Source organism: Chromatiaceae bacterium (genome assembly GCA_016714645.1).
Lineage (GTDB): Bacteria > Pseudomonadota > Gammaproteobacteria > Chromatiales > Chromatiaceae > M0108.
Window position 1 is genome coordinate 292,127 of the sequence record JADKCI010000004.1, and the last position, 11,708, is coordinate 303,834.

The 11,708-nt window shown below is 65.2% G+C and carries 6 protein-coding genes; 4 read left to right on the plus strand and 2 right to left on the minus strand.

The window, feature by feature from the left end; genetic code table 11:
• Positions 1 to 19: 19 nt before the first annotated feature.
• The 3 genes from IPN92_13230 to recQ are packed head-to-tail and all read left to right on the plus strand — an operon-like array spanning position 20 to position 3,532.
• Positions 20 to 1,213, plus strand: coding sequence for a glycerate kinase (locus IPN92_13230; GenBank protein MBK8639180.1), 1,194 nt, complete (start codon positions 20 to 22; stop codon positions 1,211 to 1,213).
• 32 nt (positions 1,214 to 1,245) lie between these two features.
• Positions 1,246 to 1,620 (plus strand): hypothetical protein, encoded by a 375-nt coding sequence (locus tag IPN92_13235; GenBank protein ID MBK8639181.1) that lies wholly within the window; start codon positions 1,246 to 1,248, stop codon positions 1,618 to 1,620.
• 16 nt (positions 1,621 to 1,636) lie between these two features.
• Positions 1,637 to 3,532 carry a DNA helicase RecQ gene (gene recQ / locus IPN92_13240; GenBank protein MBK8639182.1) on the plus strand — a complete coding sequence of 632 codons (1,896 nt, stop codon included), beginning with the start codon at positions 1,637 to 1,639 and terminating at the stop codon, positions 3,530 to 3,532.
• A 214-nt stretch (positions 3,533 to 3,746) separates the two neighbouring features.
• Here the strand turns inward: recQ and IPN92_13245 are convergent, their stop codons facing one another.
• The gene (locus IPN92_13245; protein MBK8639183.1) at positions 3,747 to 6,359 is read right to left on the minus strand and encodes an EAL domain-containing protein; all 2,613 of its coding nucleotides are present in this window, start codon (positions 6,357 to 6,359) and stop codon (positions 3,747 to 3,749) included.
• A gap of 8 nt (positions 6,360 to 6,367) precedes the next feature.
• A complete protein-coding gene (locus tag IPN92_13250) occupies positions 6,368 to 9,949 on the minus strand; it encodes a response regulator (protein ID MBK8639184.1) in 3,582 nt (1,193 codons plus the stop codon).
• Between the two features lie 312 nt (positions 9,950 to 10,261).
• On the opposite strand from IPN92_13250, the gene IPN92_13255 reads away from it, so the two are divergent.
• Positions 10,262 to 11,647 carry a ribulose-bisphosphate carboxylase gene (locus IPN92_13255; GenBank protein ID MBK8639185.1) on the plus strand — a complete coding sequence of 462 codons (1,386 nt, stop codon included), beginning with the start codon at positions 10,262 to 10,264 and terminating at the stop codon, positions 11,645 to 11,647.
• The last annotated feature ends 61 nt before the right edge of the window (positions 11,648 to 11,708 follow it).

An 11,708-nucleotide genomic window follows, 5' to 3' on the forward strand; every position in this document is an offset into this window, starting at 1 on the left:
TCTTATCAGCGCTAATGCCATGAAAATTATCATAGCTCCCAATGCCCTCAAGGGCAGTTGCGACGCCAGTGCCGCTGCCCGGGCCATGGCCCGGGGCTTGCGGCGCGTGGCGCCCCAGGCCGAGTTGGTGGAGATTCCCGTCGCCGATGGCGGTGATGGCATCCTGGCCTTGGCGATCCAGGCCCTGGGCGCGGAGCGGATTCCCGTCCAGGTGACGGGTCCACGCCTTGCCCCCGTCGCGGCGGCCCTGGCCTGGTTGCCGCGACGGCGCCTGGCCCTGATAGAGATGGCTCTGGCCAGCGGCCTGGCCTTGCTGACGGAGGAAGAGCGTGATCCCTGTCTCGCCACCAGCCTGGGTACGGGGGAACTGATGCGCGCGGCCCTGGATTTGGGGGCCGAGACCCTGGTGGTGGGTATTGGCGGGAGTGCCACCAACGACGGCGGTATCGGCATGGCTAGCGCCCTGGGATGGCGCTTTCTTGACGGCGATGGCCAACCCCTGACTCCGAATGGCGCCGGCTTGACCGCCCTGGCCCGCATCGATGGGTCGGGCCTGGACCCGCGTCTTGCCCGAGTCCGCATCCTGGCGGCCTGCGACGTGAACAATCCCCTGACGGGTCCCCAGGGTGCATCCGCCATTTATGGTCCTCAGAAGGGAGCTACTCCCGCCCAGGTGATGGCGCTGGATGTCGGGCTTGCCCATCTGGCTGATCTGATCGAGGGCTGGGATCAGGCCTGGCCGGACCCGCGACGCGATCAGCCCGGTGCCGGCGCGGCCGGGGGCCTGGGCTTCGGCTTGCGGGCCTTTTGTGGCGCCCACTTGCGGCCCGGGGCGGAGCTGGTCCTGGACATCCTGGATTTTGATGCCAGGCTCGCTGGGGCGGACCTGGTGCTGACGGCGGAGGGTCGATTGGATGGCCAGACCCTGTCCGGCAAGGCCCCCGCCCAGGTCGCGGCCCGTGCCCGGCGGCAGGGCATTCCCTGTATCGCCCTGGCCGGTGCTCTGGAGGCGGACCTGGAACGCCTCGCCGAGGTGGGAATCCGCGCCGCGGTCAGCCTTTGCCCCGGCCCGCTCGCCCTGGCCGAGGCCATGGCCCGCGCCGAGGAACTGCTTGCGGATACGGCGGAGCAGGTGTTGCGCATCTTTCTGGCGGGGCGAGCAGCCGGACCAAGAGGCCGGCCTTTCCGCCACCGGTCCGAAAGGGCAGAATAGTCCCCCATTCCCCTCAGCCCCGGCCTCATGCCATGAAGTCTCGCCATCTCCTGCCTCTTGCCGTCCTGATGCCCCTCCTTCTCGCCCCCAGCCTCGGGATCGGCGCCAAGGCTACCAAGCTGCCGCCGATCTGGGGCTATGGCGTCAAGTCCTGCACGACCTTTCTCGCGGCGGCGGACGGCCGCGCGGCGGGGGACGCCCTCCAGGACCTGGAATTCCAGCGTTACGAGGATTGGCTCACCGGCTTCATTACCGGGCTCAACCTCTCCATGGGCAAGGATGTGCTGGTGGGGGCGGATATCAACGGCGCCCTGAAGCGTATTCATGCCTATTGCCAGGGGCATGGCAAGGAGGATGTCTTCACCGCCACCATGGACCTGGTCCGCATGCTGGGCCGCCTGAAATGAGGCCTGGGCCCCGGCGATGACCCCAGCGGGGCCGGCCAGTCCCCTTGCCCTGCTGCGCCAGGTCTTCGGCTATCCGGAATTTCGTGGCGCCCAGGAGCGGATCATCGACCGGGTCATCGCCGGTGGTGATACCCTGGTCCTCATGCCCACGGGCGGCGGTAAGTCCCTCTGCTTCCAGATCCCGGCCCTGGTGCGGCCCGGCACCGGCATCGTCGTCTCGCCCCTCATCGCCCTGATGCAGGACCAGGTGGACGCCCTGCACCAGCTCGGCCTGCGGGCAGCCTTTCTCAACTCCTCCCTGACCGCGGGGGAGGCGCGGGCGGTGGAACAGGGCCTGGTGTCCGGCCAGTTCGACCTGCTGTACGTGGCACCGGAGCGGCTGCTCAGCGAGCGTTTTCTGGCCCTGCTGGACCAAAGTCGCGTCGCCCTCTTCGCCATCGACGAGGCCCACTGCGTCTCTCAGTGGGGGCACGACTTCCGGCCCGATTACATCCAGCTCAACCTGCTGCATGAGCGCTGGCCGCGGATCCCGCGCATCGCCCTCACCGCCACCGCCGATGGCTTGACTCGCCAGGAGATCGTCGAACGTCTCGGCCTGGCGGAGGCCGAGCAGTTCGTCTCCAGCTTTAATCGGCCCAACATCCGCTATCGCGTGGTCCAGAAGGACCAGCCGCGTCGCCAGTTGCTGCGCTTCCTGCGCGAGGAGCACGCTGGTGATTCGGGCATCGTCTATTGTCTGTCGCGACGCGGGGTGGAGGAGACCGCCGACTTCCTGAGCAGCGAGGGTTTTCGCGCCCTGCCTTACCACGCCGGCCTACCCGCCGAGACCCGGCGCCGGAATCAGGCCGCCTTCCTGCGCGACGATCAGGTCATCATGGTCGCCACCATCGCCTTCGGCATGGGCATCGACAAGCCGGACGTGCGCTTCGTCGCCCACCTCGATCTGCCCAAGAGCGTCGAGGGTTACTACCAGGAGACGGGCCGCGCCGGGCGCGACGGTCTGCCGGCCAATGCCTGGCTGGCCTACGGCTTGTCCGATATGGTCACCCTGCGTCACTTCATCGAGACCTCGGAGGCCGAGGAGCGCTTCAAGCGGGTCGAGCACCACCGGCTCAACGCCATGCTCGGCTTCTGCGAGACCACCGCCTGTCGCCGCCAGGTGCTGCTCAACTACTTCGGCGAGGAACAGGCGCGGCCCTGCGGCAACTGCGACACCTGTCTCGAACCCGTCCAGAGTTGGGATGGCACCCAGGCCGCCCGCAAGGCCCTGTCCTGTATCTTTCGCACCGGCATGCGGTTTGGCACCAACTATCTGATCGAAGTCCTACTCGGCAAGGACAGTCCTCGCATCAAGAGTTTCGGCCATGATCGCGTCTCCACCTTCGGCATCGGCCAGGAACTGAGCGCGGACGAATGGAAGTCCGTCTATCGGCAACTGGTGGCCGCCGGCCTGGTGACGGTAGATCTGGCGGGCCACGGTGCCCTCCAGCTCACCGAGCAGAGCCGCCCCGTCCTGCGGGGCGAGTGCGAGGTCCGGCTGCGGCGCGATCCCTCATCCCGGGGCCGTGCGGTTGGGGGCCACCCTGCCGAGGGCCGAGCCGCCGGGGGACGCCAGGAACGGGGGCGGCGCAAGTCCGGCTTCGAGGGCGACCTGGAGGCCAGCGCCCTCTGGGAGCGCCTGCGCGCCCTGCGCCTCGCCCTGGCCCAGCAGCAGAATCTGCCGCCCTATGTCATCTTCGGAGATATCACCCTGCGGGACCTGGTCCGGTACCGTCCCCGCAACCTGGATGAGATGAGCCGTATCAGCGGCATCGGCGCGGTCAAACGGGAGCGCTATGGCGAGGCCTTCCTCGCCGCCCTGGCGGCCCATGCCGCCGAGTACGGCTACCCGGCCAACTGGCGGCCTATCTAGCGCGGGGGATTGGGTCACGCGGACTGGGCCAGCCAGAGGTTTCGTTAACGGTGCTCAGCCATCTCTTTGGGGTCGGTGATATCGATGAATCGCGAAGGCAAGCACCAGCCGGAGGCCAGGTGGTCGCCCTGGACATGACAAGCGGCCCTTGTGCCAGGAACCCCGGGAGGCGCCTGGCGCCTATCGGGCACCTCCGGTCGGCGGCAACCGGGATTCAATCACCGTCTTTGCCCTCCATTTCCCTGCCGAGATCCAAGGGGCGGAAGGCGGCGAGAAAGGCGGTCATCTCCTTGGCGGGGACAGGGCGGCAGATCCAGTAGCCCTGGATGGCATCGCACCCTAGATCGCGCAGGCATTCGGCCTGGCCCCGGGTTTCCACGCCCTCGGCGATGAGCTTGAGGCCGAGGCTATGGCCCAGGGCGATGATGGCCTTGGCAATGGCCACGCTGTTGCGGTCGGTAGTCAGCCTGCGCACGAAGGAGATATCGATCTTCAACTCGCTGACATTGAGTTGCTGCAGGTAGGCCAGGGAGGAATAGCCGGTGCCGAAGTCATCGATGGACACGCCCACGCCGAGGGCATTGAGTTCGGCTAGGACCTGCATGGACTGGTCCCTGTCACCCATAATGACGCTCTCGGTGATCTCGAGGACCAGCTGGCGGGGCGTGACCCCCGTTTCTTCCAGAATCCCGGCGATGGTCTTGGTTAGGTCGCCGCGGTTCAACTGCATCATGGAAACATTGACCGCGATCGGTCCATGGGGCAGACCCGTCTCCGACCATTGTCGGATTTGGCGACAGGCGGTGCGCAGGGCCCAATCCCCCAAGCGGGCGATCAGGCCGCTTTCCTCGGCGAGGGGAACGAATTCGGCGGGAGAGATCCAGCCGCGCTTTGAATGGTGCCAACGCGCCAGGGCCTCAAGGCCGAGGATGCCGCCCTGGCGCAGGTCCACCTGCGGCTGGAAGTGCAGGCACAGGCCCCCATGGTCAATGGCATGGCGCAGATCGGCCTCCAGGTTGAGGCGGTTCCTGGCACCTTGGGTCATCTCCGGGGAGGAGAAGCGCAACAGGCCCCGGCCCTGGGCCTTGGCCAGATGGAGGGCGGCGTCGGCGCTGCTCCTCAGGGAGGCGGCATCCCGACCATTGGCGGGATAGAGGGCCACGCCGATGCTAGCCCCGATGAAGAGGTTGTTGCCATCCACCGGAATGGGGTGGTTGATGGCCTCAAGTATGCGCTGGGCCAGCTGGACGATGCCGGGGAGGCTGGCGTCCTGTTGCAGGATAATATTGAACTCGTCGCCGCCAATGCGGGCGACGGTGTCCATGTCCGGGAGCAGGGCGCGCAGCCGGTTGCCGACCTCCAGCAGGACGCGATCGCCAGCGTCATGGCCCAGGCTCTCGTTAATGGTCTTGAATTGGTCGAGGTCCAGTAAGAGGAGGCCAAATTCCTTCTGGGCATGCTCGTTCTGCTGGATGGCGAGATTTAATAACTCGATGAAGAGGGTGCGATTGGGAAAGCCCGTCAGGGGATCGCGGTGGAGGAAGTAGTCCAGATCCTGTTCGGCGCGGCGCCGATCGGTGATGTCGCGGTTGGACCCCCGCCGCCCCAGAAAACGCCCCTCGGCGTCGAATACGGGCTTGCAAACATGTTCAAGCCAGCGTTCGTTACCGCTACGATCCAGGATCCGGACCAGTCGCGACTCGGGTTCCGGCCTCGACAGGTTGGCGAGGTGGGCGTGCCAGTCTTCGAGGTCCTGGGGGTGGACCAGCTTTTCCATGAGGTCCGGATCGGCGAAAAAGTCCGCCGGGGGATGGCCGGAGACGGCCTGGCAGGCGGGTGAGACATAGAGGTAGCCCCCGTTGGGGGCCCGCCAGTACTCCCAGTTGGGGGAGTAGTCAGCGAGGATGCGGTAGCGCTGCTCGCTCTGCTGAAGCAGGGCCGTGCGTTGGGTCACCCGTTCCTCGAGCCGGTTGCGCAAGTTCGCGAGTTCCAGGTGGGTGCGCACTCGGGCGCGCACCTCGTCGATGTTGTAGGGTTTGGTGATGTAGTCGGCGGCACCGATAGCGAAGCCCTTGACCTTGTCCTGGGTGGCATCGACCTGGGTAACGAAGATGATCGGAATGCGCTGGCCATAGGACAAGGCCTTGATGCGTTGGCAGACCTCGTAACCGTCCATGCCCGGCATGAGGATGTCGAGCAGAACCAGGTCCGGCGGGGTGGGGCCAGTGACGATTTCCAGGGCCTTGGTGCCTAAGGTGGCGACCAGAATGCGATGCTCTTCCTTGAGGGCCTCGATCAGGCCGTGGATATTGTCCGGGATGTCGTCCACCACCAGCAGGTGCGCCGGGCGGTCGGCAACCAAGGAGGCGTGGGCCAGGGTGATGGCCTGTTCCCCGCCATCCTTCGGCTGCCAACCGTAGGCAGGGCCACGCCGCCGGTTGCGTAATTCCACTTGGGTGCGCACGCGTTGGCGTAACAGATCGGGATTTACCGGCTTGGTGACATAGTCGGCGACCCCGAGCTGGAGTCCCCGCACCTCGTCCTCCGTCTCGGCCAGGGAGGTGACGAAGATGACCGGGATCTCGGTGGTGAGGGGGTTGGCCTTGAGGTGGGCCAGTACCGAATAGCCATCCATGCCGGGCATCTTGACGTCCAGCAGAATCAGCTCGGGTTGGGGCTCGCGTTGGGCCAGGTCAAGCGCCTTCTCGCCGCTGGTGGCGGCGGCAATGGCATAGTCATCGCGCAGTATCTGCATCATGACATGCAAATTTTGATGCATGTCATCGACGATCAGAATGCTCGGACGCTGATTTGGCTGAAGGGTCATGATGTTCTCTAGGATGCGGACTCCAGCCGCTGTTGCAAGCCTGCTAGCGATTGCCTGGCGGCGTCAATCTCGAACAGGTCCACCCGCGCGCCGAGCTCGGCGATCTCCGCCGCCAGGGGCGTGCCCACGACCCCAGCGGTCATTCGCTCCAGCAGAGGTTCCGCTTCACCCAGGTCAAACGCCAGGGCCTGGTCCAGGCGCCCCAGGAGTTCCCGGACCTGCCGGGGTTCCAGGAGGGTGGCCTTGCCGGGGGGTCTCGCCACGGCGGCCAGGCGATCGATATCCGCCATGACCTCCCCCAACCGATCCCGCAGTGCCTCCAGAGCGGCGGTGTCCGGCATCTGGTCCTGCTTGAATTGGTTATCGATGGTGGCGATCTGGTTGAAAAGCGCCAGGGCGCCCAGGTTACCCGCCACGCCCTTGAGGGCATGGCAATAGGCCCGAGCCTCGGCTATGCCTTGATCGGTCAAACGTTGCTCTAACTCCTGGACCGCATCGGGGTAGTGCTGGCGGAAGCGGAACAACTGTCGGCGATAGGCATCGATCTTGCCGCCAATACGGTGGATACCGGCCCGGGTGTCGAGGCTCGCTAGGCTGGCCAGCAGATCCACCTCGTCGGGTTCATCCGTTATCGGGTCGGAGGTGGGCGGGTCGGAGGCTGGCAGGGTAGGGGAGGCTCCGGCACTGGCCCGGTGCGCGGGCAGCCGCACCCAGTGGTGCAGCGTTGCCATCAGCAGGTCGGGGTCCACCGGCTTGGTGACATGGTCGTTCATGCCAGCGGCCTTGCTCTTATCCGCGTCTCCGGCCATGGCCAGGGCGGTCATGGCGATGATCGGGAGGTGGGCGAAGTGCTCGCCGCCGGGCTGCTCCGCTAGCGAGCGGATGCGGCGCGTCGCCTCCAGGCCGTCCATCACCGGCATTTGGATGTCCATGAGCACGGCATCATAGTCCTCCGTCCGTACCTTATCCAGGGCATCCAGGCCGTTGACGGCCTCCGCCACGGTCATGCCTTCGCTGGTCAGGAGTTCAGTGGCGAATTCACGGTTGATGTCGTTGTCCTCCACCAGGAGGATGCGGGCCCCGGCCATCGTACTCGGGGAGGGGCGTTTGGCCGGGGTCGGGACCGGGGTCGGTCTGTGTTGGCGGCCGAGCAGGCGCCCGCGGCCCAGGACCGAGATCAGGGTATCCAGCAGCAGGGAGGGCGTGACGGGCTTGATCAGGAAACCCTCGACCCCTGCCTGCTCCGCCAGACGGATGACATCCTCGCGGCCATGGGCCGTCACCATCACCACCTTGGGCTTGGGTCGGATAGTCGGATCACCCTGGATGCGCTGGGTGGCCTCGTCGCCATTCATGCCAGGCATGCGCCAATCCATGAGCACCAGGTCGAAGGGGGGCGAGGCGGTCCCGAGGATGTTCATGGCCTCCGCCCCACTGGCCGCGGTGGCGATGCTGACATGGAGGCGCTTGAGCATCGCGGTCAGGATTCTCCGCGAGACCTGGTTGTCGTCGACCACCAGTACCCGCGCGCTCGCGAGCAGCCGGCCCGCCTCCGCCACCAGGTCCCGGCGCTGGGATTGGGCCTGGGGGGCGATCCGCAGGGGAAGAGTCAGGCAGAAGGTGCTGCCCTGGCCGGGCTGGGACTTCTCGATCCAGATCTGGCCATCCATTAGGTCCACCAGGCTGCGCGTGATGGCCAGACCCAGGCCGGTGCCGCCAAAGCGGCGGGTGGTGGACTGGTCTGCCTGACTGAATTTCTGGAAGAGGCGGTATTGGACGCTTGGGGACATGCCGATGCCGGTATCGCGCACGCAGATTTGCATCAGCAGTTGGGTTTCGTCCCGGGTGAGACAGCGAAAGGCCAGCTCGATCTCGCCTACCTCGGTGAATTTGAGGGCGTTACCACAGAGGTTCAGTAGGATCTGGCCGATGCGCAAGGGGTCCCCCACCAGCACGGGGGGGAGGGCGGTGTCATGGCGCACCAGGAACCTGATGCCCTTGAGTTCCGCCTGGGGGCCTATGGTGTCGGTAAGGTGCTCGCTGAGGGTGTCGAGGCTGAACTCGACCGCCTCGATTTCCATCTTGCCGGCCTCCATCTTGGAGAAATCCAGGATGTCGTTGAGGATGCCCAGGAGCGAGTGGGCCGCGCCTTGAGCCTTGCCGAGCTGGGTGCGCACGGCCGGCGGCAAATCGGCCTTGAGGGCCAGATACAGGATGCCGAGGATGGCGTTCATCGGCGTCCTGATCTCGTGGCTCATGTTGGCCAGGAAGTCCGACTTCATGCGGGTAGCCTCCTCGGCCAGGTCTCGCCCCCGCCGCATCTCCTCGACAGCGGCGCGTTCGGCGCTGATGTCGTCGATGATCCAGACCGTGCCCTTCACCGGATCCTGGCTATCGACGGCCTTGCCCGTGAGGCGCGCCCAGAAGCGGCTGCCGTCGCGGCGCAGCAACAGCTGTTCCCGGCTGTAGACCTCGCCACGCCAGATAGCCGCGTAGTCCGGGTCGCTCGTGGCGATATTGGCCTCCTCGTCGGGGTACCAGATGGTGATCGGCTTGCCTCCCATCTGCCCGGGCAGCCAGCCGAACATTTCATGCAGCCTGTGGTTGCAGCGTTGGAGGATGCCGTCCTTGATCAGGGCGATGCCCGAGGTGGCGGTCTCCAGGATGGCCTCTTGCTCGACATTGGCGGCGCGCAGGGCCAGTTCGAGCTGCTTGCGCGCCGTGAGGTCGGTGTGGGTACCCACCGCCCGGACGGGATTGCCGTCCGCATCGCGGGTGACGACCTTGCCACGGCTCAGGATCCACTTGTAGCCGCCGTCCCGGGTGCGCAGCCGGAATTCCAGTTCAAAGTGACCGGGATCCGCGAGGAGGCGTTGAGCCTGCTCCAGGGTAGTATCGCGGTCGTCCGGGTGGAGCAAGCCGAACCAAAGGGCGATTGCGGTGGGCGGGAAATCGTCCGGCTGGAAGCCGAGCATGGTGAAGTAGGGGGGGCTGCAGTAGCCTTCGTTGGTGGGGATAGTCCAGTCCCAGAGGCCGTCCGTGGAGGCATCCATGGCCAGCGTCAGGCGCTCCTCGTTGTGCCGCAGTTGTTCCTGGAGGCGGCGGTCCTCGGTCAAATCGACGAGGGTGACCAGTAAGCCATCCTCGCGCAGGCGGCCGCAGATGAGCAGGACGCGCTCCTGGCCATTGCAGGTAACGCGGTATTCGTGTGCCGTGACCACGCCCTGGGGCCTTTCCGCCTTGGCGATGGCCGCGCTCCAGGTCTCCTGGAATCCGCGCCGATACGCGGGGTCTGGAAAGGCCTGGTGCCACCAGTCCTCCGTATTGAGCAGGTTTCCGCGGGTAAGACCAAAGAGATCCAGGAAACGCTCGTTGACGATCTCGATCCGGTCCCCGCGCAAAAAGGTGAGTGCCACCGGGGCGGCATCGAAGAGGTCACGGAAACGCCGGTCACCCTCGGCCGCGAATGCTTGCCTCAAGCCTCGGGTCTGGGCTTGGATGCCTCGGCGCAACTGGATATTCCAGGCGGCCAAACCCAGTACCACCAGGCACAGGGTTATCAGGACATAGTCGGTTGGGGGTAAGTTCATTCGGCATTCCCGAGTCCGTGAGTGCCATGATGATAGGCGAGGTCGCCACGGATGCCCAGAACAAGCGGCGGGTCGGGCGGGGCTGGCCGGGACAAGATCCCGGGGGCCACCTCGATTTGCCGATGAGTTCGGGTATTCTCGCTATACGACTTGTCCCATACCGCAAATTATCATTTGTTATTTTACTTATGAAGTATCCTCCGCTAAGGTACTGCCCGAGTACCCGAGCGCTGGTTTTTGACCGGGGACCGGGAGGGGGGGACCGCCCCTGGGGTGGCCCGTAGAATATCTAAAATAGAATGGGTAAAAAACATGGCACTCGACCAGTCCGCGCGCTACTCCGACCTCAGCCTGAAAGAAGCCGACCTGATCGCGGGTGGCAAGCACATCCTCGTTGCTTACAAGATGAAGCCCAAGGCCGGTCACGGCTACCTGGAGGCCGCCGCCCACTTCGCCGCCGAGTCCTCCACCGGCACCAATGTTGAAGTCTCCACCACCGATGACTTCACCAAGGGCGTCGATGCCTTGGTCTACTACATCGACGAAGCGACCGAGGATATGCGCATTGCCTATCCCCTGGACCTGTTCGATCGCAATATGACCGATGGTCGCATGATGATCGTGTCCTTCCTGACCCTGGTCATCGGCAACAACCAGGGCATGGGGGACATCGAGTACGGCAAGATCCATGACTTCTACATGCCCGAGCGTGCCATCCAGTTGTTCGATGGCCCGGCCAAGGACATCTCCGACATGTGGCGCATCCTCGGCCGCCCCATAAAGGACGGTGGCTACATCGCCGGCACCATTATCAAGCCCAAGCTGGGTCTGCGCCCCGAACCCTTCGCTGCCGCCGCCTACCAGTTCTGGCTGGGCGGGGACTTCATCAAGAACGACGAGCCCCAGGGCAATCAGGTTTTCTGTCCCGCCAAGAAGGTTTACCCCCTGGTCTATGACGCCATGAAACGCGCCCAGGATGAGACCGGCGAGGCCAAGCTCTTCTCCGCCAACATCACCGCCGATGACCACTATGAGATGTGCGCCCGCGCGGACTTCATCCTGGAGACCTTCGGGCCCGACGCGGACAAGGTCGCCTTCCTGGTGGATGGTTTCGTCGGCGGCCCTGGCATGATCACCACCGCCCGCCGTCAGTATCCCGGCCAGTACCTGCACTACCATCGCGCCGGTCACGGCATGATCACCTCGCCGTCCGCCAAGCGTGGCTACACCGCTTTCGTGCTGGCCAAGATCTCCCGTCTCCAGGGTGCTTCCGGTATCCACGTGGGCACCATGGGCTACGGCAAGATGGAAGGCGAGAACAGCGACAAGAACATCGCCTACATGATCGAGCGCGACGAGGCCCAGGGCCCGGTGTACTTCCAGAAGTGGTATGGCATGAAGCCCACCACACCCATCATCTCCGGTGGCATGAACGCCCTGCGTCTGCCCGGCTTCTTCGAGAATCTGGGTCACGGCAACGTCATCAACACCTCCGGTGGCGGCGCCTACGGCCACATCGACTCCCCGGCGGCCGGCGCCATCTCGTTGCGCCAGTCCTACGAGTGCTGGAAGGCTGGTGCCGATCCGATCGAGTTCGCCAAGAGCCACAAGGAATTCGCGCGTGCCTTCGAGTCCTTCCCTCACGATGCCGACAAGCTCTACCCGGGTTGGCGCGAGAAGCTGGGCGTACACAAATAGGCGGCTGGCCCGAGATTAGGGCGCTGGTGGTGGGGTAGGGATACCCCGCCTGTCTGGGGGC

Bases quoted from the DNA above. Each gene is read 5' to 3' on its own strand.
- IPN92_13235 (MBK8639181.1), top strand. From the start codon at position 1,246: ATGAAGTCTCGCCATCTCCTGCCTCTTGCCGTCCTGATGCCCCTCCTT.
- IPN92_13255 (MBK8639185.1), top strand. From the start codon at position 10,262: ATGGCACTCGACCAGTCCGCGCGCTACTCCGACCTCAGCCTGAAAGAA.
- IPN92_13245 (MBK8639183.1), bottom strand. From the start codon at position 6,359: ATGACCCTTCAGCCAAATCAGCGTCCGAGCATTCTGATCGTCGATGAC.
- IPN92_13230 (MBK8639180.1), top strand. From the start codon at position 20: ATGAAAATTATCATAGCTCCCAATGCCCTCAAGGGCAGTTGCGACGCC.
- IPN92_13250 (MBK8639184.1), bottom strand. From the start codon at position 9,949: ATGAACTTACCCCCAACCGACTATGTCCTGATAACCCTGTGCCTGGTG.
- recQ (MBK8639182.1), top strand. From the start codon at position 1,637: ATGACCCCAGCGGGGCCGGCCAGTCCCCTTGCCCTGCTGCGCCAGGTC.